Below are 24749 nucleotides of genomic sequence, written 5' to 3' on the forward strand. Positions count from 1 at the left end.
CGGGGACTAGGACTTCAGGGCTTTGGCGATGCGCTGGGGCGACACGGGCTCGGCCGTGCCGAGGCGCTGGGCGAAGAGGCTCACGCGCAGCTCCTCGAGCAGCCAGCGGGTCTGCACGAGGTTCGCCGGCGCGTCCGCCGGGAGGGGCATGACACCCCCCGCCTCGACGAAACCGGCGGCGGTCCGTTCGTACTCGGTCATGCGCTGGCGGTCGCGGCCGGGGTTGTCCGACAGGGTCTTCACCCGGTCGAGAGCACCCGCGAGGTAACGCGGGTAGTGCTGCAGCCGGGGCAGGCCCGCGCGCGAGAGGAACCCCGAGAACAGCAGGCCCTTCAGCTGCCCCCGCACGTCGTTGAGGGCTCCGAGCAGGGTGATGGACGCGGCATCCTTCATCGCCCGCTCCACCTCGCGCTGGCCGAGCAGGATCTTCGCCGCGAGCGACACGGTCTGGAACGTACGGTCCACCGATGCCGCCGAGAACGCGTCGCGCACCCGCTCGAAGTCGGCCCGGGTGCGCACCAGGCCCGAGGGGGTCTCGCGCAGCAGGATGTCGTCGGCCAGGGCCACGCGCGCATCCTCGATCAGCGCTTTCGCGTTCTGGTACGGGGATGCCGCGAGCGCGAGCTTCTCGTTCGCGGTGAGGTGATCGAGAACGTACGTCGCGGGGGAGGGCACGGCGAGCAGCATCAACCGGCGGATGCCGGCGCGGGTGTTCCGCGCGGCGTCCTCGGGGGTCGCCTCGACGCGGAGCGCCACGCTGTCGCCCTCGTCGACGAGAGTCGGGTAGCCGCGCACGACGCCGCCGGCGACCGGGGTGTCGACGACCTCGGTCAGCTCGTCGAGGTCCCAGGTCGTGAGCTTCGCGCGCGAGGCGAACGCGGGCGAGGCCTCGGCGACGCGCGCTGACGCGCGGGTCGAGGGGCGCGCGATGGTCGACTCGACGCTCGAGCGAGCCTTGTCGGCCAGGCGGCGCTGCAGGGCGCCGAGGTCCCGGTCGCTGCCGATCGCGCGGCCGCGGGTGTCGACCGCGCGGAACGACACCATCAGGTGACCGGGGACGCGCTCGAGCTCGAAGTCGGCGGCGCTCACGCGTTGGTTGGCGACGCGCTGCACGAGCGCGGCCAGCGAGTCGACGAGCGTGGTGCGCGGCAGGCCGTTGGCCTGCTCGGGCCCCTTCTCCGCCAGCTCGGCGCTGAACTTCTCGGCCCAGTCGGCGGCGGGCACGACGTTGCGGCGGATGGTCTTGGGCAGGGCGCGCAGCAACGCCGTCACGAGCTCGTCGCGCATGCCCGGCACCTGCCAGTCGAAGCCGTCGGGCCGCAGCTGCGCGAGCAACGGCAGGGGGACGACGACCGTCACGCCGTCGTCGGGGGCGCCGGGTTCGAAACGGTAGGCGAGGTTCAGCGTCTGGTCGCCCTGCTGCCACCGGGCGGGGAAGGCCCGGTCATCGCCCTGCGCGCGGTCGCCGGTGAGGTCGGATTCGCGCAGGTCGAGCAGGTGCGGCGTGCGGTTCGAGGCGTCTTTCCACCAGGCCTCGAACGAGCGCACGTCGCTGACGTCGGCGGGGATCCGCGAGTTGTAGAACGCGAAGACCGCCTCGTCGCCGATGAGGATGTCGCGGCGGCGCTCCCGCTCCTCGATCTTCTCGAGCAGGCGGCGTTGTTCCTGGTTGCGACGCAGGAATGCGGTGAGCCGCTTGTCGAGCACCGAGGGGTCCCACTCGCCCTCGACGAGGGCGTGCCGCACGAACATCTCGCGCGCGAGCGGACGATCGAAGCGCGCGAGCTGCACCCGGCGCCGGCCGACGAGCTCGACCCCGAAGAGCGTCACCTTCTCGTAGGCCGCGGCGGCCCCGGCATCCTTCGACCAGTGCGGCTCGCTCAGCGACCGCTTCACCAAGTCCGGGGCGAGGTCCTCCGCCCACGCCGGGTCGACGGCGGCGACCGTGCGCGCGAACAGCCGCGAGGTCTCGACGAGCTCGGCGGCCATGACCGCCGACGGACGCCGCTTCTTCAGCCCGGAGCCCGGGAAGACCGCGAATCGCGCACCGCGCGCGCCGATGTACTCGCCCTTGGTCGGGCGGGTCTCTCCCGGTGCCTTGCGATCCTTGGCCTGCGCGACGGTGCGCGGATCCAGGATGCCGAGATGCGACAGCAGCCCCGACAGGATGGCGCGGTGGATGGCATCGCCGGCGGCGTGACCTTCGGGGGCGGAGGCGTCGTGCTGGGGGCCGCGGTGCGAACCTCGTCCCGATTCATGCGAGCCGTGTCCCGAATCATGCGGCCTGGAGGGGTCTGAGACCGCCGAAAGTGGGACATGGTTCCGACCGCCGCGCCCGCGCCCGCCGTCGCCGGGGCCGCGCCCGCCCTCGCCACCGCGCCCGCCGTCGTCGGAGCCGCGCTCGCCGCCCAACGATCGCAGCTGCCGGTGCACGTCGACCCACTCCCGCACGCGCACGTAGTTGAGGTGCTCGCTGCGGCAGAGGCGTCGGAAGGCGCTGGAGCCGAGCTCGGCCTGCTTCTCCTGCAGGTACTCCCACAGGTTCAGCAGCGAGAGGAAGTCGCTGGTGGGGTCGGTGAAACGTGCGTGGAACCGGTCGGCCTCGTCGCGGCGCTCCTCGGGGCGCTCGCGCACGTCTTGGATCGACATGCCCGACACGATCGCCAGCACCTCGGACTGCACGTCGTTGCGGCGCGCCTCGATGAGCATGCGGGCGAAGCGGGGATCGATGGGCAGGCGCGAGATCTCGCGGCCGATCTCGGTCAGACGGGGCGTTCCCGACTCGCCGCGGGCGGGGAGCTTCACCGCGCCGAGCTCGACGAGCAGGTCGAACGCCGCCTTCACGCCCCGCGAATCGGGCGGGGTCAGGAACGGGAAGGCCTGGATGTCGCCGAAACCGAGCGAGAGCATCTGCAGGATGACGGATGCCAGGGAGGTGCGCAGGATCTCGGGTTCGGTGTACTCCGGACGCCGGGTGAAGTCCTCTTCGGAATACAGGCGGATCGCGATGCCCGGCGAGGTGCGTCCCGCGCGGCCCGAGCGCTGCTGCGCCGAGGCCTGCGAGACGGCCTCGATCGGCAGACGCTGGATCTTCGAGCGGTTGCTGTAGCGCGAGATGCGCGCGGTGCCGGTGTCGACGACGTACCGGATGCCGGGAACGGTGAGACTCGTCTCGGCGACGTTGGTGGCCAGGATGACGCGGCGGCGCACACCGGCGACGCTCGAACGCTCGAACACGCGGTGCTGTTCGGCGGCGGAGAGGCGTCCGTACAGCGGCAGCACCTCGGTGGGCGCGGCGTCGTTCCGGTACGCCCCGCGGATGGCATCCGCCGCATCGCGGATCTCGGCTTCGCCGGGGAAGAACACGAGCACGTCGCCCGACGACTCCCGGTCGAGTTCGCGCAGGGCCGCCACCACGGCTCCGACCTCGTCGATCTCGTCGGCGTCGCGCCCGGGCTTGGCGGCGGGCCGGGCCGAACTCCTGATTTTCTGAGGGCTGGACGCCTCGCGGCGGCGGGATGACGCGTCATCCGTGCCGTCGGCATCCCCATCCTCAGGAGTTTCGCCCGCACCCTCGACGATCTCGGCCCCACCGGCCGGTCGGTAGCGGATCTCGACCGGATACGTGCGACCCGACACCTCGATCACCGGCGCGAGAACCGGATCGCCGCCGGGCTCGGCCGGGGGAGCGGCGAAGTGGCGCGCGAAGCTCTCGGGGTCGATGGTGGCCGAGGTGACGATGACCTTGAGGTCGGGGCGCTTCGGCAGGATGCGGCGCAGGTACCCGAGCAGGAAGTCGATGTTCAGCGAGCGTTCGTGCGCCTCGTCGACGATGATCGTGTCGTAGCGGCGCAGCAGGCGATCGCGGTGGATCTCGTTGAGCAGGATGCCGTCGGTGACCAGCGCGACGCGCGTGTCGGCCGACACCTTGTCGGTGAAGCGCACCTTGTACCCGACGGTGGAGCCCAGCGGCACCTGCATCTCTTCGGCGATGCGCTCGGCGATCGTGCGCGCGGCGATGCGGCGGGGCTGCGTGTGCGCGATCGAGGTGCGCCCGAGCTCGAGGCAGATCTTGGGCAGCTGCGTGGTCTTGCCCGAGCCCGTCGCCCCGGCCACGATCACGACCTGGTGGTCGCGGATGGCGCGCGCGATCTCGTCCCGCGCGGCGCTGACGGGCAGCTCGGGCGGGTAGACGATGACGGGTTCGACAGACACAGCCTTCGAGCCTATCGCGGTGTCCGCCGTCGGGTGCCGTGCGCGCCCCCCGATGCGGGCGGAGCGCCGAGACCCGTCAGGGCATCGACGCCTTCTGCGCGAGGATGCGGGAGGCCGCGGCATCCACCTTGGCCGCGAACGCGCTGTCGGCCTGCGCCCGGGCGAGCACCGCCTGTCGCATCTCGGGGTAGACCGACGAGTCGGCCGACACCAGCAGCAGATCGATTCCCGCCTCGACGGCGAGGGTCGCCCGGTCGGCCGGCGACCACGCCTGCACCTGCTGGGCGGCCGAGAGGTCATCGGTCGTCACGACGCCGTCGAACCCCACCGTGTCGCGCAGCACACCCACCACGGTGGGCGAGAAGGCGGCGGGGGCGTTCGGGTCGATCTTGGCGTAGACCGCGGTCGAGAGCATGACCACCGCGGGACCCCCGGGAAGCACGGTCGAGTACACGCCCACGTCGGCGCCGTCGGCGGTGACGAAGTCGTCGGTGACGCCGGCTGTGGTGTCGGTGTTCTCACCCACGTGACCGAGGCCCGGGAAGTGCTTGAACGTCGGCAGCACGCCGCCGTCGCGCATCCCGTCGGCGAAGGCACCGGCCTTCGCGGCGACGGTGGCGCCGTCGTAGCCGTACTCGCGCGCGAGCTCGCCGATCGGGGGATTGGATGCCGCCGTCTCGGGGCTCGTGACGATGTCGGCGACGGGGGCGAGGTTCATGTTCACGCCCGCCTGCGCGAGCTGCGCGCCCCAGGTCGCCGCGTTCGCCCGCAGCGTGGCGTCGTCCTGACCGCCCTGGTCGACGGCCGAGGGGATCTCGTCGAACCCCGGGCCCGAGAGCACCTGCACGGTCCCGCCCTCCTGATCGGTGGCGACCCACAGCTCGGGGTCGCCCGCGGCGACGGCCGAGGTGAATCCGTCGACGAGCGCGGCGGTCGCCTCCGTTCCGGCATCCGATCGTCCGTGCAGGAAGATCCCGCCGATGTGATCGTCGGTCACGGCGGCGAGGGTGGTCGGGTCGGCTCCGTCGACCGAGGTGCCGACCATGAACATCTGACCCACCTTGTCTTCCAGGCTGAGAGCCGCCGCCGGGTCGGGCGTGGCCGTCGGCGTCGGTGTGACCGTCGGCGTCGGCGTCGGTGACGGGGATGCCGTCGGACTCGGCGCCGGAGCCGGTGGCGGCACGCAGCCGGTCAACGTCAGGGCGGTGAGCACGAGCAGGACCGCGGAGCGCGAGGCGTTCTTCACCCCCCGATCGTCTCGCATCGAGGACGCCCCCGTCTGCCCCGCCCGGGAATCAGCCGTTTCCGACGGAGCACGTGGACTGGTCGGCCTTCGACCCGCTGACGTTGCCCGGCAGCTCGACGACCTCCGGCGCCGGCGTCGCCGTCGTGGCATCCGGTGCCGGCGTCGTCTCGACGGGTGCCGGCTGCGGCTGCGACGGATCGATCTCGACGCCGCCGTTGGCGCCCGCCTCACCGGTGAGGGCGAGGGGAGCGTTCCGGGCGAGGGCGTCCCAGAGCACGGCCGCCGCCGCGTCGTCGGGGATCACGCGGTTGGTGTCGGACGGGTCGTCGACCACGGGGTACTGCACGAAGGTGACGTCGCCGAGGGGCACGTCTTTCAGCGTGTAGCCGAGCTGCGCGAGGCGCAGCGGGTCGGCCAGGCTCTCGCTCGGGGTGATGTTGTCGACGGCGGTGTTGGCCAGGCCGATCAAGGTCGCCGGGTTCGAGAGCACCTCGTCGCTGCGCAGCTTGTTGAGCAGCCGCGAGAGGTACTGCTGCTGGTTGCCGATGCGCGCGAGGTCGCTGCCGTCGCCGATGCCCTTGCGGGTGCGCAGGAACGCCAGGGCGTCGTACCCCTTCACCACGCGCAGCCCGGGCTCCCACGCGATGCCCGCGTCGTAGTCGTCGATGCCGTCGCCGCCGATGCACACTTCGACCCCACCGACGGCGTCGGTGATGTTCACGACGTTGCCGAAGCTGACCTTCGCGGCGAACGGGATCGGCTGGCCCGACAGATCCGACACCGTGTCGGCGACGCAGGTCAGCCCGCCCGCTTCGTACGCGGTGTTGATCGAGGCCTTCCCGACGCCCGACGAGATCGATCCGTCTTCGCGCGTGCAGTCCGGGATCGCGACCTGCAGGTCGCGGGGGAACGACACCACCGTCACGCGCCGCGGGTTCGTCGAGACGTGCACGAGCAGGTTGACGTCGTTGCGGTTGCCCTCGGCGCCGGGATCGGTGCAGCGCTCGCCGAAGGCGTCTTTGACCTGGTCGTCGCACTCGTCGGTGCCCACGACCAGGAGCGAGAACGGCTCGTCGTAGGTGCTGAGTGACGGAGCCTGAGAGGGCGCGTCGTTGAGGGGCACCGCGGCATCCTGAAGCCTCTGCGACAGCGACCACGCCGTGTAGCCGCCCACGACCAGCGCGGCCAGGACGATGACGGCGACCGTGAGGGCGATGATTCTGATCCACCGCCGACGAGGCGATGCCGGGCGGACCCGCGAGCGCTGGGCGGGGGGCGAGCTCTGCATCGGGTCAGTCAACCACGCTGACCCGCGCCCCCCTGTGCGCGGCGCGTCGGGGCGACCCCGTGAGAACGGCCCCGCCGGGGGCGAGGCCGCACGCCTTACGCGCGTCGAAGGGGCGACCGGTGACCCGGTCGCCCCGTCGACGGGGTCCTACTGACCGCCCTCGGTGAGCGTCACCTCGATCGGCGTGTAGTCGCCGTCCACGGTGACCCCCTCGTTCTTCAGCTCCGACAGGGCCGCCTCGATGTACTCGTTGGAGTGGGCCGTGTCGGCGGGCTCGGTGGTGATGAGGTTCAGGCCGTCCTGGTTGACGGCCTTCATCGCTCCGGCGACCGTCTTGTCCCAGGCTGCGGTGTCGATCATGCCGAAGTCGCCGCCGGTCCAGATGAGCTTGTTGACCTCGTTCATCTGCCACAGCTGGTGGGTGGGGCCCACGGGGAACGCGTCGACGCCCGGCGCGGTCGCGGCGGCGTACGTGATGTCCGCGGCCTCGGTGGGGTTGTCGCGGGCGTACACCCAGCCCTTGACGACGGCCTTGAGGAAGCGCTTCGCGGCGTCGGCGTAGGCGGGGTCGTCGGCCAGCCGCTGCGTGTCGGCCCAGAGGGCGTCCTGCAGCATGGCCCCGGCGGTGTCCTCGTACGAAATCACGTCGATGTCGTCCATCGTGTAGAGCTTCCCGGTGGCGGGGTCGACCGTCTCGAGCAGCTGCGCGAGCTCGTTGTAGGTCATCGCCTGGGCGGCATCCACGTCTTTGTCGAGCAGGGCGTTCATCGAGAAGTCCTGCGTCGTGATCTGCACGGTCGACGCGTCGAGGCCCTTGTCGGCCATCGCGGCGAAGATCTCCCACTCGTTGCCGAAGCCCCACGAGCCGATGCGCTTGCCCTCGAAGTCGTCGACGCTCGTGATGCCCGAGCCCTTCCACGACACCTGGGTGGTTCCCGACTTCTGGAACACCTGCGCGATGTCGGTGAGTTCGACCCCCTGGTTCTCCATCGTGCCGAGCACCTTCGGCACCCACGCGACGGCGAAGTCGACATCGCCCGCGACGAGCGCGTCCTGCGGCACGATGTCGCCGCCCGAGGGCAGTACCTCGACGTCGTCGAAGCCCTCCTCCTGGAAGTAGCCCTGGTCGAGGGCGACGTAGTAGCCCGCGAACTGCGCCTGCGGCAACCACTGCAGCTGCAGCTTCACCGAGGTCAGGGGCGTGAAGTCGCCCTCGGATGCCGCGGGTTCGGAGCCTCCGCCCGAGCAGGCCGACAGTGTGAGGGCCGCGACGGCGACCCCGGCGACCGCGCCGAGGGCGCGACGGGTGCTGTGTCTCATGGATGGTCCTTCCGGTTCGGGTGGAGCGTGTCGTGGTGGTGCAGGCTCTGTGAGGACCGGGATGCCGGTCAGCCGGGCGGGCGCAGCGCGCCGAGGCGTCGCGCGACGACGCGTTCGAGCAGCGCGGTCACGGCGAAGAAGATGAGACCGATCGCGATACCGCCGCCCACGAACGCCCACGCCAGGGCCGCGCGGCCCGACTTGGCGTAGGTCGCGATGGCGGTGCCGACGCCGTCGGCGGGACCGCCGAAGTATTCGGCGACCAGGGCGGAGATGACGGCGAGCGATGCCGCGACCCGCACGCCCGTGAGCAGGTAGGGCAGCGCGGTGGGGAGGGTCAGACGCAGGAAGGTCTGTCCGCCGGTGGCGGCGGTCGCGCGGAACAGGTCGCGCTGCACGGGCCGGGTCTGGCGCAGGCCCCTCAGCGTGTTCACGAACACCGGCACGAACGCCGCGATCCCGGCCACGGCCTGCCGGCCGAACTGGCTGGAGGCCCCGAACATCGTGTTGAGGATGGGGGTGAGCGCGACGATCGGTACCACCGCGAGGGCCGCGACCAGCGGGGCGGTCATGCCGTCGACCGGTCGCCAGGTCGCGGCGAGGGCGGCGATCAGCACGGCGACGACGGTTCCGGCGAGCAGTCCCACGAGGGCATTGGTGCCGGTGATGCCGGCGGCCTCCCACACCAGGGGGAAGCGCGCGACGAGCTCGGTCGCGACGGCGAACGGGTCGGGCAGCATGCGGGGCGCGCTGCCCGAGGCGACGAACGCGTACCAGGCGAGCAACCCCGCGAGACCCACGACGACGGGGGCGGCGAGGCGCGCCCAGCCCGGCAGGGGAATGGCGTTCATCGACCACCTCCGGCGGGAAGGGAGGCCACGGTGCGCCGGGTCACGGCATCCGATGCGCTGATCGAGACCGCGGATGCCACGGACGTCCGCGCCACGAGGCGTACCCCGCTCATCGTTCGTTCGCCCGGTGGACGGGGGTGCCGTGCAACGCTTCGCGCACGGCGGTGACGCGGGCGAAGAACTCCGGCGACTCGCGCAGGTCATCGTCGCGCTCGCGGCCGGGGCGGGTGTCGATGACGTCGGTGATCCGTCCGGGTCGGGGGCTCATGACGACCACGCGGTCCGAGAGGAACACCGCCTCGGGGATGGAGTGCGTCACGAACACCACGGCGGCTCCGGTCTCGGCGGCGATGCGCGCGAGCTCGGACTGCAACCGCTCGCGGGTCATCTCGTCGAGTGCGCCGAACGGCTCGTCCATCAGCAGCAGTCGGGGCTGGGCGGCGAGGGAGCGGGCGATCGCGACGCGCTGCTGCATGCCGCCCGAGAGCTGGTCGGGGTAGCGGCCGATGAAGTCGGTGAGTCCGACGAGTTCGGCGAGCTCCGCCACGCGGGCGTCGCGGCGGGCGCGGGGCCACTTGTGCAGGTCGAGGGGAAGAGCGATGTTCGCGGCCACCGTCAGCCACGGCAGCAGCGCCGCCTGCTGGAAGGCGATGCCGTAGTCCTGGTCGAGTCGCGCCTGGCGCGCCGACTTCCCGTACAGCGTCAGCTCGCCGTCGGTCGGACTGTCGAGGTCGGCGATGAGTCGCAGCAGCGTCGACTTGCCGCAGCCGGAGGGTCCGATCAGCGAGACGAACTCACCGGCGGCGACGGTGAGGTCGACGCCGGTGAGCGCGGTCACCTCGCCTCCGGCGCTGGGGAACACCTTGCCGACGCCCGCGGCGCGGACGGCGAGGTCGGTGGCGGTCTGGGTGGTCATGCGGTGTCCTCTCCGCGACGGAAACGGTGCAGAGCGACGCCGACGAGGGCGACGCCGCCGGCTGCGACGAGTCCCATCACGACGGTGCCGAAGGTGGGCGCCCAGGGGGCGGCCGGGTCGGACGAGGCTTGGCCGGCGAGCTGGATGAGCATGCGGCCGATGCCGCCGCGCAGGCCGATCGAGACCTCGGCGACGACCGCGCCGACGACCGCCGACGCGGCGGCGAGGCGCAGGGCGGGCAGCAGGTGGGGAACGGCCGCGGGCAGCCGCAGGCGCAAGAGCGTCTGCCACCACCCGGCGGAGCTCGCTCGCATGAGGTCGAGGTGCATCGCATCCGGGGCCGAGAGGCCTCGCAACATGCCGACGGCGACGGGGAAGAACGCCAGGTACGACGCGATCAGGGCCACCGAGAGCCACGGCGGCCAGGGAAAACCGGAGCGGTCGACCTGCGTGCCGATGGCGTTGACCACCGGGGCGAAGGCGATGAGCGGCACGATCTGGCTCACGACGATCCAGGGGAGCAGTCCCGCCTCGACGAGACGCCATCGCTGCATCGCCACGCCCAGGAGCGAGCCGACCACGACGCCGATCACCCAGCCGAGGGCGGCGAGGCCCAGCGTCATGCCGGCGGCTCCCGCGACCGACACGATCAGCGGCGGGGTGTCTCCTCCGCTCGTGGGCGCGAACATGCGCACCACCATGTCTCCCACGTGCGGCATGGCGCGATCGTGGCTGCGCGGCAGCAGGATGACGCCCGATCCGGCCGATCCGTCACTTCCGACGGTCACGCCGTCGGCGGGTCCGAGCAGCTTGTAGAGCTCCCACACCGCCACGACCGCGGCGATCCCGAGCACTCCCCAGCCGACGCGGATCGCCGTGGCGCGCCCGCGCGAGGAACGGCCGCCCCGCGGCATCCGCTCCTCGGGGACGACCGCGGTGGTCGTCCCCGGCGCGAGCACCTGGTCGGTCACCGCTTCGCCGTCACCGGGGGAGTGAGCGCCGGAATGACCGTCTCGCCGTAAACGCGCATCGTCTCCTCCTTGTTGTCGTGCTGGAGGTACCCGGCGAACTGCGTCACCCCGAGGGCGCGGAGCTTCTCGAGCTTGGCGATGTGCTCCTCGGCGGTGCCGAGCACGCAGAAGCGCTCCACGATCTCGTCGGGCACGAAGTCGACGTGGTCGTTGTTGCTCTTTCCGTGCGAGTTGTAGTCGTACGCGGTGCGCCCCGCGATGTAGTCGGTCAGCGCGGCGGGCACCGACGAGTCGCCGCCGTACTTCGCCACGATGTCGGCGACGTGGTTGCCGACCATGCCGCCGAACCAGCGGCACTGCTCGATCATGTGCGCGCGGGATTCGGGGGTGTCGTCTCCGATGTACATGGGGGCGGCGACGCAGAACGAGATCTCGTCGGGGTCGCGCCCGGCGTCTTCGGCCGCGCGGCGGACGGTGCGGATCATCCACTCGGCGATGTCGAGGTCGGCCAGCTGCAGGATGAAGCCGTCGCCCACCTCGCCGGTCAGCTTCAACGCGAGCGGTCCGTAGGCGGCGACCCACACCTCGAGCTCCGACCCGCGGCTCCAGGGGAACTGCAGCGTCGCACCGTTGTACTCCACGGCGCGGGAGTTGCCGAGCTCGCGGATGACGTGGATCGACTCCCGCAGGGCCTTCAGCGTGGTGGGCCGACCGTTGGTCACGCGCACGGCGGAGTCGCCGCGGCCGATTCCGCAGATCGTGCGGTTGCCGTACATCTCGTTGAGGGTCGCGAAGGTGGAGGCCGTCACCGTCCAGTCGCGGGTGGCGGGGTTGGTCACGAACGGGCCGACGGTGACCCGGCGGGTGGCGGCGAGGATGGCGGAGTGGATGACGTACGGCTCCTGCCACAGCAGGTGCGAGTCGAAGGTCCACACGTGGCTGAAGCCGTGCGCCTCGGCCAGCTGCGACAGCTGCACCGTGCGGGCCGCGGGGGGATTGGTCTGCAGGACGACACCGAAATCCATGGGGTTCCTCTCAGACCAGGTACTGGCTCAGGCCGCGCTTGACGAATCGCCCGTCGCCGGGGGATCCGAGGTACGCGCCGTCGTCGACGACGACCTTGCCGCGAGAGATGACGGTGTCGACGTGGCCGTCGATCTCGTAGCCCTCCCACGCGGAGTGGTCCATGTTCATGTGATGGGTCTTGCCGACGCCGATCGAGGTGTGCCCGGCCGGGTCGTAGACGACGACGTCGGCGTCGGCACCGGGCGCGATGACGCCCTTCTTGCCGTACATGCCGAACATGCGCGCGGGAGTGGTGCTGGTCAGCTCCACCCAGCGCTCGAGGGTGATCTGTCCCGTGACGACGCCCTGGTACATGAGGTCCATCCGGTGCTCGACCGAGCCGATGCCGTTGGGGATCGCGCGGAAGTCGCCCTGGCCGAGCGTCTTCTGGTCCTTCATGCAGAAGGGGCAGTGGTCGGTGGAGACCATCTGGATGTCGTTCGTCCGGAGCGCCTGCCACATGTGGTGCTGGTGGCCCTCGTCCTTCGAGCGCAGGGGGGTGGAGCACACCCACTTGGCGCCCTCGAAGTCGCCCCACTGCTCGCTGTTCGCGCCGAGCTGGTCTTCGAGCGACAGGTAGAGGTACTGGGGGCACGTCTCGCCGAAGACGTTCTGGCCGTTGTCGCGCGCCCAGGCGAGCTGCTCCACCGCCTGCTTGGCGCTGACGTGCACGACGTACAGCGGCGCGCCGGTCAGGTGCGACAGCATGATGGCGCGGTGGGTCGCCTCTTCCTCCATCTGCCAGGCGCGGGCGACGCCGTGGAAGTACGGCGAGGTCTTGCCCTTGGCGATGAGCTGTTCGGCGAGCACGTCGATGACGGGACCGTTCTCGGCGTGCATCATCGTGAGCAGTCCGGCGTCGGCGGCGACCTGCATCGCCCGCAGGATCTGGGCGTCGTCGGCGTAGAAGACGCCGGGGTAGGCCATGAACATCTTGAAGCTCGAGATGCCCTCGTCGATCAGGCCCGGCAGTGCGGCGAGGGAATCGGCATCCACTCCGCCCACGATCTGATGGAAGCCGTAGTCGATCGCGCAGTTGCCGGCGGCGAGTTCGTGCCAGTGCGCCAGGCCGTCCTGCACGCGCTCGCCGGCGCGCTGCACCGCGAAGTCGACGATGGTCGTCGTGCCGCCCCACGCGGCGGCGCGAGTGCCGGTCTCGAACGTGTCGGAGGCGCTCGTACCGCCGAAGGGCAGCTGCATGTGCGTGTGCGCGTCGATCCCGCCGGGGATGACGTACTTGCCGGTGGCGTCGATGACGGTGTCGACGGATGCCGCGAGGTCGTGGCCGAGCAGGGTCGACCCGGGTGACAGCACGGCGGCGACCGTCTCGCCGTCCAGGAGCACGTCGGCGGCGGTGCGCCCGGTCGCCGAGACCACCGTGCCGCCCGTGATCAGGGTGGTGGCCATGTCAGGCCTCCACGATCTCGCCGTAGGTGTCGGGACGACGGTCGCGGTAGAACTGCCAGTCGTCGCGCATCTGCTGAACGAGGTCCATGTCGAGGTCGCGGATGAGCAGCTCTTCGTGCTCGGCCGAGCCGATCGCGCCCACGTGGTTGCCGCGGGGGTCGATCACCTGGCTGCTGCCGTAGAACGACACCGCCTCGTCGCCGTACTCGTTGTCTTCGCGTCCGACGCGGTTGGGCTGCAGCACGAAGTAGCCGTTGGCGACCGCGGCGCACGGCCCCTCGACCTCCCACAGGCGGTTCGACAGACCGGGCTTGGTGGCGTTGGGGTTGAACACCATGTGCGCGCCGTTCAGGCCCAGCTCTCGCCAGCCCTCGGGGAAGTGGCGGTCGTAACAGATGTACATGCCGACCTTGCCCACGGCGGTCTCGAACACGGGGTAGCCGAGGTTGCCGGGGCGGAAGTAGAACTTCTCCCAGAACTTCTCGAGGTGGGGGATGTGGTTCTTGCGGTAGCTGCCGAGCACGGTGCCGTCGGCGTCGACGAGCACGGAGGTGTTGTAGTACACCCCTGTCTGCGCCTCTTCGTAGATGGGGAGCACGCTGACCAGTCCCAGCTCCTTGGCCAGGGCGGCGAAGCGCTGCACGATCGGCCCGTCGACGGGCTCGGCGTAGCGGTAGTACTTCTGGTCCTGCGTGATGCCGAAGTAGGGACCGTAGAAAAGTTCCTGGAAGCACACGATCTCGGCGCCGCGGGCTGCGGCGTCGCGGGCGAACTGCTCGTGCTTGTCGAGCATCGATTCCTTGTCACCGGTCCACGTGGTCTGCGTGATGGCCGCTCGCACCGTCGTCATGGGTCCTCCTCGGTCTCTGCCCCGCCGGGGAGTGCGAGTGGTCGCATTCGTGCGGGTCGTTCTGTTACTGTCGCGCCTGAACATTTCCCGACGATTTCGTCGGGTGACTTCGTCGTTAATTGGAGCCGCATGCTCTCGCCCCGCGCCCTCGAGTCCCGCTCCGCGGCGGGGCTCGCGGCCGAGATCGCCCGCCTCGTCACCGACGGCACGCTCGGGCCGGGGGAGCGCCTTCCCACCGTCCGGCAGATGGCGGCCGACCTGGGGCTGTCCACCGGAACGGTCGCCGCGGCCTGGCGCGCGCTCGCCCAGGCGGGAGTCGTCACCTCTCACGGTCGCTCGGGCACCTTCGTGCGCTCCGAGCGTCGCGAGTGGCTGAGCCCGCGGGTGCGCGGAATGTCCTCGAGCGAGCGGGCGATGCCACCGACACCCACCCCGAGCGGACTCGGCGGACGGGGCGCGCACGGCATCCGTCTCGATCTGTCGCTCGGCACGCCGGATCCGGCGATGCTCCCCTCGATCGAGCGGGCGCTCTCGCGCGCGCGACCTCGCGCCGACACCGGCCGCTATCACGACCTGCCCGTGCTCCCCGAACTGCACGACGTGCTCGCCGAGGAGTGGCCGGTGCGCACGGTCGAGGCGTTGACCGTCGTCGACGGGGCACTCGACGGCATCTCCCGCACGGTCGAGCAGGTGGTGCGCTTCGGCGACCGGGTCGCGGTGGAGTCACCGGGCTTCCCGTACATCTTCGACCTGGTCGATGCCACCGGCGGCGTCGTGATCCCGCTCGAGAGCGACGCCGACGGCATCCTCCCCGCCTCCCTGGCCCGCGTGCTCGCGCAGCGGCCCTCGACGCTGGTGCTGCAGACCCGGGCGCAGAACCCCACCGGGGTGTCGATGTCGGCGGAGCGGGCGCGACGCCTGGCAGACGTGCTGCTCACCGTTCCCGGAGGACGCGCGGTGACGGTCATCGAAGACGACCACTCCGCTCTCATCGCCACCGCCCCGGCGGTCACCCTCGCGCGGTGGATCCCCGCCCAGGTCGTGCACGTGCGCGGTTTCTCGAAGTCGCACGGCCCCGATCTGCGCATCGCCGCGCTGGGCGGACCCGCTCACATCGTCGAGCGGATCGTGCGCCGTCGCATGCTGGGACCCGGGTGGACGTCGCGGCTGCTGCAGTCGGTGCTGCTCGAACTGCTCATCGACCCGCGCTCCGTCGCGCCGGTTCGCACGGCCCGCCTCATCTACCGTGATCGGCTCGATCGCATGGCCGCGGCCTTGCGACGTCTCGGCATCGACGTGGGCGCACCCGACGGGATCAACCTGTGGCTGCCCGTCCGCGACGAGCGCGCCGCCCTCGTCTACCTCGCCGCAGAGGGCATCGCGGTCGCCGCGGGCGGGCCGTTCCTCGCCGACGCGTCGGCGCAGCAGCGGGTGCGGGTGACCGCCGGATCGGTCACCGAGAACGTGCGGCTCGTCGCCGACGCGCTCGCCCGGGCGGCCTCGGCTCCTCCGCTGTCGTAGGGGCCGTCAACCCCCGGATCCGATGTCGGAGGCGCCTCCTAGGGTGGATGCCATGACCGTTCCCTCTGTGCAGCTCAATGACGGAAACTCCATCCCCCAGCTCGGCTACGGCGTGTTCCTCGTCCCCGCCGACGACGCCGAACGCGCGGTGACCGAGGCCCTCGAGGTCGGCTACCGCCACATCGACACCGCCGCGATCTACAAGAACGAAGAGGGCGTCGGTGCGGCCATCGCCGCCAGCGGCATCCCCCGCGACGAGCTCTTCGTCACCACCAAGCTCTGGAATTCGCGCCACGACGGCGACGACCCGCACTCCGCGATCGACGAGAGCCTTCAGAAGCTGGGACTCGACGCGGTCGACCTGTACCTCGTGCACTGGCCGACCCCGCAGGCCGACAACTACCTCAACGCGTGGCAGAAGCTCATCGAGATCCGCGAGGCGGGCAAGACCCGTTCGATCGGCGTCTCGAACTTCCTGGTGCCGCACCTCGACCGCATCGTCGCCGAGACCGGTGTCACCCCCGTGGTTAACCAGATCGAGCTGCACCCCGCCCTCAGCCAGCGCGAGATCGCCGCGTGGGGCGCCGAGCACGACATGCACATCGAGTCGTGGGGCCCCCTCGGCCAGGGCAAGTACGACCTGTTCGAGCTGCCCGCGGTCAAGAATGCCGCCGAAGCCCACGGAAAGTCGCCCGCCCAGGCGGTGCTGCGCTGGCACATCCAGCACGGCTTCATCGTGTTCCCCAAGTCGGTGCGCCGCGAGCGCCTCGAAGAGAACTTCGACCTGTTCGACTTCGAGCTCACCGCCGACGAGATGGCCGCGATCGACCAGGTCGACCCGGGCGACGGCTCGGGCCGCGTGGGCTCGCACCCCGATGAGGTGAACTGACCTGAACCGCCTGGCGAACGCCTCGAGCCCGTATCTGCGGGCCCATGCCGACAATCCCGTCTCGTGGTTCCCCTGGGGGCCCGAGGCGTTCGCCGAGGCTGCGCGCCGCGACGTGCCCGTGATGATCTCGATCGGGTACAGCACCTGTCACTGGTGCCACGTCATGGCGCGCGAGTCTTTTCAGGATGCCGAGACCGCTGCCGTCCTCGATGACGGCTTCGTCTCGATCAAGGTCGACCGCGAGGAGCATCCCGACGTCGACGCCGCCTACCTCGACGCCGCCTCCGCCTTCACTCCCCATCTGGGGTGGCCGTTGACGGTGTTCGCCTCCCCCGAAGGGCGCGTCTTCTACGCCGGCACGTATTTCCCGCCGGTGCCTCGGCCCCCGCAGCCGTCGTTCCGCCAGGTGCTCGCCGCGGTGCGCGAAGCGTGGACCCTGAGGCGAGACGAGGTGGGTGCCACCGGCTCCTCGCTGCGTGACGCGCTCGCCGCCGCGGCGACCGATGCCGCAGACGCGCCGCCCACGCTCGACCAGCTCGCGGCAGCAGCCCGCACCGTCGCCGCGCGCGAGGACCGCGAGTACTCCGGCTTCGCGGCGGGCCCGGCGTTCGAGACACCGAAGTTCCCCAACACCCCGGTGCTGCGATTCCTGCAGCACCCCGCGCTCGTCGACGCCGCCCCCGAGGCCGCACCGGTGGCATCCCGTGCCCTGGCGGCGATGCGCGACTCCGAGCTGCACGACACCGTCGACGGCGGCTTCTTCCGCTACGCCACGCGCCGCGACTGGAGCGTGCCCCACTTCGAGCGCATGCTCACCGACAACGCGGGCCTCGTCGAGGTCGCGCTCGCCGCGCGAGACGAGGTCACCGCCACCGACGCCGCGCGCTTCCTGGTCGACGTGCTCCAGCTCCCCTCCGGCGGGATCGCCGCGGCCCAGGACTCCGAGTCGATCATCGACGGCGCGCGCAACGAGGGCGGCTACTACCGCGCGTCCGCCGAAGAGCGGGCGGGGCTGGCTCCGCCGGCGCTGGATGCCAAAGTCGTCACCGGCTGGAACGGCCACGCCATCGCCGCGCTCGCCGCCGCAGGCACCCGCACCGACCCCCGTTTCGTCGAGGCCGCCCGCTGGGCCGCCGACGCCGTGCTCGAGAACAACGTCGCCGATGACGGGACGCTCCGCCGCGCCTCGCTCGACGAGATCCGCTCCGCCGCGCCCGCGACGCTCGAGGACTACGGCGGCTTCGCCCGCGGTCTGCTCGCGCTCGCCCGCGCGACCGGCGAGGTGGCCTACGCCGAGCGGGCCCGGGCGTTGATCGATCTGTGCCTCGGCGACGACGGCATCGCTCCCCCCGGCGGCGGGGATCCCGTGCTGACCGCGCAGGGGATGCAGCCCCGCGGGGTGCCCAGCGACGGAGCCGCTCCCTCGGGCCCCTCCACGTTCGCCGCCGCCGCTCTCGACCTGTGGCGTCTGGGCGCGGGGGAGCGTTATTGCGAAGCCGCCGACACGCTGGTGCGCGTGGCCGCCGACGCGGCTCTCGCCGCGCCGCTCGCGCACGGCGCGATCCTCGAGGTGGCCCTCGGACTCGCCGCCGCCCCGCGCCAGGTGGTCGTGGTCGGAGACTCGGATGCCGAGATCGCCGACGCGGCGCGCCGCGTCGCCGCCGACGTGGTCGTCGTCGTGTCGCCGGCACAGGCCGCGGCCTTCGCCGCGGCGGGCTTCGAGCTGTTCGTAGGAAAGAGCGCCCTGGCCGGCGAGGCGACGGCGTACGACTGCCGCGCGTTCACGTGCGCGTTGCCGACGACGGATCCGGCGCGACTGGTCTGAGGCGGGTCCGCCCTCTCCGCGCGTTTCCCCGCTGCGCGCGGCCGGTGCGTTCCGACCCCCGCGCGGTGGTCCGCGGACCGTCCGACGCCGGGTGAGAGCCCGGATGAACAGCGCCCGCGCGGTCCTTCGCCTCCGGGGGCGACTACCGCGGCAACGGGCGGGTATGACCTTCTTCACCCGGGGCGAGCGGCGCGGGCACGCCCGCGGAGGCCGGCGCGGTGGGCGCAGGATCTCGACGGTGCGCCCTGTCCGGCGCCCCCGATCCGGCAGAAGAGGACCCGCCCATGACCACGAACACGCCGCCCCGAGCTCTCATCACCGGAGTGACGGGTCAAGACGGGGGACACCTGACCGAGCTGCTCCTGCAGAAGGGGTACGACGTCTTCGGTCTCGTCCGTGGGCAGCGCAACCCGCGTCGCGACGCGTTCGCGCTCGAGTTCCCCGCCGTCACCCTTATCGAGGGCGACCTCACCGACCTCACGTCCCTCATCCGCGCCGTCGAGGTGAGCCAGCCCGACGAGCTGTACAACCTCGGTGCCGTGAGCCACGTCGGGTACTCCTTCCACAACCCGCTCCTCACCGCCGAGGTCACGGGCAAGGGGGTGCTCCACGTGCTTGAGGCGGTGCGCCTGGCGGGACGTGCGGGGTCGACGCGCGTCTATCAGGCGTCCACCTCCGAGATGTTCGGCGGTCTCGACTACAACCGCCCCGCGACCGGATACACCGAGCAGTCGACCTTCCACCCCCGGAGCCCCTACGGCGTCGCGAAGCTGTTCGGCCACTGGGCGGCGACGAACTACCGCGAGAGCTACGGGATGTTCGTCTCGTGCGGCATCCTGTTCAACCACGAGGGCGAGCGACGGGGCGTCGAGTTCGTCACCCGCAAGATCACCGACGCCGTCGCGGGCATCGTGACCGGACGGCAGTCCCACCTCGAACTCGGTGACCTCACCCCGCGGCGCGACTGGGGATACGCGGGCGACTTCGTCGAGGGCATGTGGCGCATGCTGCAGCACGACCAGCCCGACGACTTCGTGCTCGCCACGGGCGAGACCCACTCGATCGAGGACTTCCTCACGCTGGCGTTCGCCGCGGCGGGCATCGACCAGTGGCGCCCCTATGTCATTCAGAACCCGGCGTTCTTCCGACCCGCAGAGGTCGACGTGCTGCTCGGAGACCCGGCCAAGGCCGAGAGCGTGCTCAACTGGCGCCGTCAGGTGGATCTCCCCGAGATGACGCGTCGCATGGTCGCGCACGACCTGGCCCTCAGCGCCGCGCCGGTCGCCGCGGGATGAAGCGCCTCGTCATCACGGGCGTCGGCGGTTTCGTCGGCGGTCACCTGGCGAGAGCGGCCGCCGAGGCCGGATGGTCGGTGTTCGGTATCGGCCGCACCGAGCGGGTGGCATCCGGGATCGAGCAGGCGCTCGACGGCTACGCGGGCGTCGACCTGCGGCACGAGTGGCCGGCGTCGGCGCCGGCGGACGCCGCCGTCGTGCACTTGGCCGGTCTTGCCGCCGTCGGGGCGTCGTTCGACCGACCGCAGCAGTACATCGCCGACAACAGCGCGATGACGACCGTGCTCTGCGAGGCGGCGTTGCGTTCCGGCGACGGTGCGCGGATCGTGGCCGTCAGCTCCGGCGCGGTCTACGCGGCCTCCGCCGGTGAGTCGGTGCGCGACGAGTCTTCGCCGATCGGATTCTCGTCGCCCTACGTCGTCAGCAAGATCCTCGTCGAGAACCAGATCGCGTTCTACCGCGCGCGCGGACTCGACGCGGTGGTGGCGCGACCGTTCAACCACTTCGGTCCCGGGCAGGGTCCCGGCTTCCTGGTGCCCGACCTGGCGCGCCAGCTCACGGCATCCGTCCCTGGTGAGCCGCTGACCGTCGGCAACCTCGACACTCGCCGTGACTACTCCGACGTCCGCGACGTCGCCCGCGCCTATCTCGCTCTCGCCGACGCGCCGGCCCTGACCCATTCGCTGTACAACGTCGCCTCGGGTGTGGCTCGTTCCGGCCGCGACGTCGTCGACGCGATCTGCGCCGCCGTGGGGCGCGAGATCCCCCCGCTGCGTGTCGATCCCGATCGCATCCGTCCCTCCGACCCGGCATCGATCCGCGGTGACGCGTCTCGGTTACGCGCTGAGACCGGGTGGCAACCGCTCCTCGCCTTCGAGACGAGCATCGCCGACGCCGTCGTGAGCCTCGACGCGGCGGGCGCAGCGTGGCCGCCGTCCGACGCATCGGCGCTGCGGAGCGCCTGAGCCGGGACTGCACGTCGGCGAGTGCCGGACGCCGCTCGGTCCGCCGGATTCTCCGACGCCGGTGCCGCTCACCAAGATGAGTCTGAGGGTGAATCAGGTGCCGGCTCGCCCCGTGATTCCACACCTGACGACTGTCCCCGAACGGAGCCACGCGCATGATCGAGGTTGTCTGAGTTCAGGCGACGTCGACCGCCGCGCCGGCGGGTCCCGGGGGTGCATATGCTCTCTGTCCTTCGTCTCGTTGCCCTGTCCGTCGCGACCACGTTCACCCTCGTGGTCGGACTCGCGGTCCCGACTGACGTTGCGCACGCCGAGACGCCGCCGACGGGTGGCGTAGCCTGGCGCGCCGACGATCCGGCCCTCCCGGCGAACGACGAGGCATCGGAGGAACCGCAGATGCCCGAGGGATCCTTCGATGTCCCGTCTGACGTCCGGGTAGAGCCGGCTCCGCCGGTGGAGCCGATCGGGCCGCCGCCCATCGGCGATGCGGTCGCGACGTGGCAGGGGGACTCACTGGCGCCCGCGGATCTCAAGGCTCTCCTCGAGTCCGTGACATCAACGTCGAAAAGCTCCCCGTCGAGCGGCGGGATCGCCGGCGTCACGACGCAGCCTCCGCGCACGGGCGAGGGCGATGGCGCGTATTCGGTCACCAAGACGTACGTCAAGCGCGTGCCGTTCGTGCGGCAGGTCGGCGGATTCGTCCGCGGCGGATGCGTGGCGAGTGGAGTTCCAGCGAAGGCCGGACAACTCCGTAGCCGCGCTTGTTGCCCCGACGTCCGCCGGTCATCCTGCGTCACGACCAGAGGCAATCTCCGCGTGGCGATGACGACGATGCTCGTGGACTGAGCGGATCGGGAGTCCGCCAGAGGCCTGCCTCGTGGGGTATCGGGGCTGAACCCGCTCGTTCACTCCAGGAGATGCCGCAGGTACCGTCCCGGAGCGTCCAGAAACCCCCGGTGCAGTCGCACCAGCTCCAGGTCTTCCCACTCACTCTCGCGAATACCCCACTCGCCGAGCTCGAGGATCGTCGCGCCCGGCAGGGCGGCGAGCACGGGGGAGTGGGTGGCGCAGATGACCTGCGTTCCGCGTGAGCGCATGCGGTCGAGCGACGCCAGCCAGCGCAGCGTCGACGAGAACGACAGGGCCGCCTCGGGCTCGTCGAGGCACGCGAGGCCCGCAACGTAGTGCTCGTGGTCGAGGGCTTCGTCGAGCAGGGCGTTGAACGACTCGCCGTGGCTCATCTCATGCAGGCTCGGCGCCGGGCCGCCCAGTTCTTCGCGCCACGAGTAGTAGCCGTGCATGGTCTCGGCGCGTAAGAAGAAGCCCCAGCGCGGCGCGCGGGGGCTGCGCTCGATACGCAGCCACTCGCCGAGGGCGCTTTCGCTGCGGCGGGTCTCGGTGCCGCCGTTCGTCGAGCCCCCCTCGGCGGGAAGCCCGGCGGCCTCGGCGATGCCCTCGATGAGGGTGGACTTGCCCGAACCGTTCTCGCCGACGAGAAAAGTGACGCCGGGACCGAACTCCCACCCGTCGCCCGCCGCGACCTCGAGAAACTGCGCCACCGCCGGCACGGTCGCCGGCCACGCGGCGTGGTCGACGGGGGCATCGCGGAACAGCTTCACCCGCTGCACCGGCCGCGGGTCGTGCAGCCACTCGTCGCCGCGGCTCACGTCAGATCCAGGTGGGCAGCCAGTTGTGCAGGCGCCAGAACTCGTACGGCACCGGCAGCCCCGCCCACACGGGGTACCAGAACGCCGAGATCCCCACGCACACCACCACGAAGACGAGCACGACACCCTGACCGCCCGCGCGCGACATGCCGCGCGTCCCCTGGGCGATGTCGCGCAGGGCGAACGCGAGCGCGAGCACCAGGAACGGCAGCATCGCCACCGTGTAGAACTGGAAGATCGTGCGCTCGGGGTACAGCAGCCACGGCACGTAGGTGGCGGCGAGCCCCGTCAGCACCAGCGCGTGGCGCCAGTCCCGCACGATGACGAACCGCACGAGCAGATACACGGATGCCGCGACCCCGGCCCACCAGATGAGCGGGTTCGCGAGGCTCGAGATCGCCTCGGTGCAGCCGTCCGGCAGGGCGCAGCCGTTCACCCCGAAGTCGTCCTGGTGCCAATACATCGACGTCGGGCGGACGAGCAACGGCCATTGCCAGGCGGGGCTGGCGTAGCTGTGCGGGGTGACGAGCCCGACGTGGAAGTTGTACATCGCCTGGTGATAGGCCCACAGGTTCTGCAGGGGCTGCGGCACCCACGACCAGAACCCGCTCGCCGACGCGGCGAGGCCGCGCATATACCCGCCCGAGGTGAACAACCAGCCCGACCAGCTCGCGAGGTACACGACGGCGGCGACCGGCACGAGCAGCACGAACGAGGCGAGGCCCTGGCGCACGGCATCCATCGGCCACTGCACGACACCCGCGCGGCGGCGCGCGAGCGCGTCGGTGACGACGGCGTAGATCCCGACCCCGGCGAGCACGTACAGGCCCGACCACTTCACGCCGGTCGCGGCTCCCGCTGCGGCACCCGCGGCGAGCAGCCAGGGGCGGTTCCAGAGGATCGGCCCCCACCGGGGCGGATCGCCCTCGCGCGCCGCGACGAGACGGGCCAGACGATCGCCGGTGCGCCGGTGATCGAGGGCGACGAACCAGAACGTCAGCACGACGAAGAACGTGAGAAAGATGTCGAGCAGCGCGATGCGGCTCAGCACGATGCCGAGGCCGTCGATGGCGAAGAGACCGGATGCCACGGTCGCCAGCGGAATCGATCGCGTCAGCGTCCGCGCGAACAGGTAGATCAGCAGCACCGTGGCCGTGCCGAAGACCGCGGCCGACAGGCGCCATCCGGTCGCGGAGTCGGGGCCGAGCACCGCCATGCCGGCGCCGAGCAGGATGCGTCCGAGCGGGGGGTGCACGACGTAGCTGCCGATGCCGGTGAAGACGTCGGTGTCACCGGCGGCGAAGCTGGCGTCGGCGCCCTCGGGCCACGTCGAGGGATACCCGAGCACCCACTGGCTCCACGAGTCCTTCACGTAGTAGGTCTCGTCGAACACGAGCTGGTGCGGATTGCCGAGGTCGATCAGACGCAGCACGGCCGCCACGACGGTGACGAGGGCGGGAGCCAGCCATCGCCACACGCGCAGACGCCGGGGATCGAGGAGCATCGCGTCACGCCACCGGTCGAGTCGCGTTCGCTCGATCGGGGCCAGCAGAGGAGGGCCGACGGTGCTCACGGCCCCCAGCCTAAGGTGGAACGGTGATCATCCTCGCGGCGACGCCCATCGGCAACCTGGGTGACGCCTCGCGGCGTCTCATCGAAGCGCTCGAGAACGCCACCGTCGTGGCGGCGGAAGACACGCGCACCACCCAGCGGCTCATGGCCGGCCTCGGCGTCGAGAACCGTCCTCGCCTGATCGCCCTGCACGATCACAACGAGAAGGAGCGCGCCGCCGAACTCGTCGAGCTCGCGCGCGTCGACGACCTCCTCGTGCTGAGCGACGCGGGCATGCCCACCGTCAGCGACCCCGGTTTCGGTCTGGTCGCCGCGGCGGCCGCCGCCGGCGTCACGGTCACCGCCCTGCCCGGTCCGAGTGCGGTCGTCACCGCCCTCGCGGTGGCGGGACTCCCCACCGACCGCTTCGCCTTCGAGGGGTTCCCCCGCCGCAAGCCCGGCGACCGGCGTCGCGCCTTCGCGCAGCTGGCGTCGGAGGAACGCACCCTGGTGTTCTTCGAGTCGCCGTCGCGGCTGGCATCCACTCTCGACGACCTCGCCGCCACCTTCGGCGCGGATCGCCCCGCGGCGGTCTGCCGCGAGCTCACCAAGCTGTACGAAGAGGTCAAGCGCGGAACCCTCGCCGAACTCGCCGCCTGGGCGGCCGAGGGCGTGCGCGGAGAGATCGCGATCGTCGTGGGCGGCGCCAGTGCGCGCGAGGTCGCATTCCCGGATGCCGTGACCCAGGTGCTCGAACTCGTGCGTGGCGGCACGCGACTCAAAGAGGCCGCGGCCGAGGTGGCGTCGTTGACCGGCCACTCCTCGCGCGAGCTGTACCAGGCGGGACTGGCCGTCAAACGCTGACGCGTCACGCGGTCGGGCGCGTCGGCGCGCCCCCGTAGAATCC

At 71.2% G+C, this 24749-nt stretch carries 19 protein-coding genes; 7 read left to right on the plus strand and 12 right to left on the minus strand.

What is annotated here, in order from left to right; translation table 11 throughout:
- Positions 1-6 precede the first annotated feature (6 nt).
- The 10 genes from IFU40_RS14305 to IFU40_RS14350 all read right to left on the minus strand — a co-directional run bounded on the left by IFU40_RS14305 (position 7) and on the right by IFU40_RS14350 (position 14129).
- Positions 7-4215, minus strand: coding sequence for a DUF3418 domain-containing protein (locus IFU40_RS14305; protein ID WP_191926750.1), 4209 nt, complete (start codon positions 4213-4215; stop codon positions 7-9).
- A 76-nt stretch (positions 4216-4291) separates the two neighbouring features.
- Positions 4292-5479, minus strand: coding sequence for a glycoside hydrolase family 3 protein (locus IFU40_RS14310; protein ID WP_191926751.1), 1188 nt, complete (start codon positions 5477-5479; stop codon positions 4292-4294).
- 31 nt (positions 5480-5510) lie between these two features.
- Positions 5511-6749, minus strand: a complete 1239-nt coding sequence (locus tag IFU40_RS14315; RefSeq protein ID WP_191926752.1) for an LCP family glycopolymer transferase — start codon at positions 6747-6749, stop codon at positions 5511-5513.
- Positions 6750-6896: 147 nt separating this feature from the next.
- Positions 6897-8069 carry an ABC transporter substrate-binding protein gene (locus tag IFU40_RS14320; RefSeq protein ID WP_191926753.1) on the minus strand — a complete coding sequence of 391 codons (1173 nt, stop codon included), beginning with the start codon at positions 8067-8069 and terminating at the stop codon, positions 6897-6899.
- A 68-nt stretch (positions 8070-8137) separates the two neighbouring features.
- Positions 8138-8920 (minus strand): ABC transporter permease, encoded by a 783-nt coding sequence (locus IFU40_RS14325; protein ID WP_191926754.1) that lies wholly within the window; start codon positions 8918-8920, stop codon positions 8138-8140.
- Positions 8921-9029: 109 nt separating this feature from the next.
- The gene (locus tag IFU40_RS14330) at positions 9030-9836 is read right to left on the minus strand and encodes an ABC transporter ATP-binding protein (RefSeq protein WP_191926755.1); all 807 of its coding nucleotides are present in this window, start codon (positions 9834-9836) and stop codon (positions 9030-9032) included.
- Entirely contained in the window at positions 9833-10807 is a 975-nt protein-coding gene (locus IFU40_RS14335; RefSeq protein WP_342343539.1) for an ABC transporter permease, read from the minus strand. The genes IFU40_RS14330 and IFU40_RS14335 overlap by 4 nt, the downstream gene beginning before the upstream one ends.
- Positions 10804-11832 carry a TIGR03842 family LLM class F420-dependent oxidoreductase gene (locus IFU40_RS14340; RefSeq protein ID WP_191926756.1) on the minus strand — a complete coding sequence of 343 codons (1029 nt, stop codon included), beginning with the start codon at positions 11830-11832 and terminating at the stop codon, positions 10804-10806. Before IFU40_RS14340 ends, IFU40_RS14335 begins: the two co-directional genes overlap by 4 nt.
- Positions 11833-11842: 10 nt before the next feature.
- On the minus strand, positions 11843-13279 hold the full coding sequence (gene hydA, locus IFU40_RS14345; protein WP_191926757.1) for a dihydropyrimidinase: 1437 nt from the start codon (positions 13277-13279) through the stop codon (positions 11843-11845).
- Between the two features lies 1 nt (position 13280).
- On the minus strand, positions 13281-14129 hold the full coding sequence (locus IFU40_RS14350) for a nitrilase-related carbon-nitrogen hydrolase (RefSeq protein ID WP_055839742.1): 849 nt from the start codon (positions 14127-14129) through the stop codon (positions 13281-13283).
- A 129-nt stretch (positions 14130-14258) separates the two neighbouring features.
- On the opposite strand from IFU40_RS14350, the gene IFU40_RS14355 reads away from it, so the two are divergent.
- The 6 genes from IFU40_RS14355 to IFU40_RS14380 all read left to right on the plus strand — a co-directional run bounded on the left by IFU40_RS14355 (position 14259) and on the right by IFU40_RS14380 (position 21470).
- Positions 14259-15650 (plus strand): aminotransferase-like domain-containing protein, encoded by a 1392-nt coding sequence (locus IFU40_RS14355; protein ID WP_055937851.1) that lies wholly within the window; start codon positions 14259-14261, stop codon positions 15648-15650.
- A 52-nt stretch (positions 15651-15702) separates the two neighbouring features.
- Positions 15703-16539 carry an aldo/keto reductase gene (locus IFU40_RS14360; RefSeq protein WP_191926758.1) on the plus strand — a complete coding sequence of 279 codons (837 nt, stop codon included), beginning with the start codon at positions 15703-15705 and terminating at the stop codon, positions 16537-16539.
- A gap of 1 nt (position 16540) precedes the next feature.
- Complete coding sequence (locus tag IFU40_RS14365) at positions 16541-18364, plus strand: thioredoxin domain-containing protein (RefSeq protein ID WP_191926890.1); 1824 nt, start codon at positions 16541-16543, stop codon at positions 18362-18364.
- 284 nt (positions 18365-18648) lie between these two features.
- Positions 18649-19659 carry a GDP-mannose 4,6-dehydratase gene (locus IFU40_RS14370; protein WP_191926759.1) on the plus strand — a complete coding sequence of 337 codons (1011 nt, stop codon included), beginning with the start codon at positions 18649-18651 and terminating at the stop codon, positions 19657-19659.
- Complete coding sequence (locus IFU40_RS14375; protein ID WP_191926760.1) at positions 19656-20624, plus strand: NAD-dependent epimerase/dehydratase family protein; 969 nt, start codon at positions 19656-19658, stop codon at positions 20622-20624. The genes IFU40_RS14370 and IFU40_RS14375 overlap by 4 nt, the downstream gene beginning before the upstream one ends.
- A gap of 219 nt (positions 20625-20843) precedes the next feature.
- The gene (locus IFU40_RS14380; RefSeq protein WP_191926761.1) at positions 20844-21470 is read left to right on the plus strand and encodes a hypothetical protein; all 627 of its coding nucleotides are present in this window, start codon (positions 20844-20846) and stop codon (positions 21468-21470) included.
- Positions 21471-21529: 59 nt separating this feature from the next.
- On the opposite strand, the gene IFU40_RS14385 is transcribed toward IFU40_RS14380, so the two are convergent.
- Both IFU40_RS14385 and IFU40_RS14390 read right to left on the minus strand, forming a co-directional pair.
- Entirely contained in the window at positions 21530-22291 is a 762-nt protein-coding gene (locus IFU40_RS14385; RefSeq protein WP_191926762.1) for an AAA family ATPase, read from the minus strand.
- Position 22292: 1 nt separating this feature from the next.
- On the minus strand, positions 22293-23864 hold the full coding sequence (locus IFU40_RS14390; RefSeq protein WP_191926763.1) for a phospholipid carrier-dependent glycosyltransferase: 1572 nt from the start codon (positions 23862-23864) through the stop codon (positions 22293-22295).
- Positions 23865-23887: 23 nt separating this feature from the next.
- Between IFU40_RS14390 and rsmI the strand changes: the two genes are divergently transcribed.
- On the plus strand, positions 23888-24706 hold the full coding sequence (gene rsmI, locus IFU40_RS14395) for a 16S rRNA (cytidine(1402)-2'-O)-methyltransferase (RefSeq protein WP_055839708.1): 819 nt from the start codon (positions 23888-23890) through the stop codon (positions 24704-24706).
- Positions 24707-24749: the final 43 nt, after the last annotated feature.

This window comes from Microbacterium sp. CFBP 13617 (genome assembly GCF_014839445.1).
Classification (GTDB): Bacteria; Actinomycetota; Actinomycetes; order Actinomycetales; family Microbacteriaceae; genus Microbacterium.

Bases quoted from the DNA above. Each gene is read 5' to 3' on its own strand.
- IFU40_RS14355 (WP_055937851.1), top strand. From the start codon at position 14,259: ATGCTCTCGCCCCGCGCCCTCGAGTCCCGCTCCGCGGCGGGGCTCGCG.
- IFU40_RS14340 (WP_191926756.1), bottom strand. From the start codon at position 11,832: ATGGATTTCGGTGTCGTCCTGCAGACCAATCCCCCCGCGGCCCGCACG.
- hydA (WP_191926757.1), bottom strand. From the start codon at position 13,279: ATGGCCACCACCCTGATCACGGGCGGCACGGTGGTCTCGGCGACCGGG.
- IFU40_RS14320 (WP_191926753.1), bottom strand. From the start codon at position 8,069: ATGAGACACAGCACCCGTCGCGCCCTCGGCGCGGTCGCCGGGGTCGCC.
- IFU40_RS14325 (WP_191926754.1), bottom strand. From the start codon at position 8,920: ATGAACGCCATTCCCCTGCCGGGCTGGGCGCGCCTCGCCGCCCCCGTC.
- IFU40_RS14330 (WP_191926755.1), bottom strand. From the start codon at position 9,836: ATGACCACCCAGACCGCCACCGACCTCGCCGTCCGCGCCGCGGGCGTC.
- IFU40_RS14315 (WP_191926752.1), bottom strand. From the start codon at position 6,749: ATGCAGAGCTCGCCCCCCGCCCAGCGCTCGCGGGTCCGCCCGGCATCG.
- IFU40_RS14380 (WP_191926761.1), top strand. From the start codon at position 20,844: ATGCTCTCTGTCCTTCGTCTCGTTGCCCTGTCCGTCGCGACCACGTTC.
- IFU40_RS14370 (WP_191926759.1), top strand. From the start codon at position 18,649: ATGACCACGAACACGCCGCCCCGAGCTCTCATCACCGGAGTGACGGGT.
- IFU40_RS14360 (WP_191926758.1), top strand. From the start codon at position 15,703: ATGACCGTTCCCTCTGTGCAGCTCAATGACGGAAACTCCATCCCCCAG.
- IFU40_RS14350 (WP_055839742.1), bottom strand. From the start codon at position 14,129: ATGACGACGGTGCGAGCGGCCATCACGCAGACCACGTGGACCGGTGAC.
- IFU40_RS14375 (WP_191926760.1), top strand. From the start codon at position 19,656: ATGAAGCGCCTCGTCATCACGGGCGTCGGCGGTTTCGTCGGCGGTCAC.
- IFU40_RS14310 (WP_191926751.1), bottom strand. From the start codon at position 5,479: ATGCGAGACGATCGGGGGGTGAAGAACGCCTCGCGCTCCGCGGTCCTG.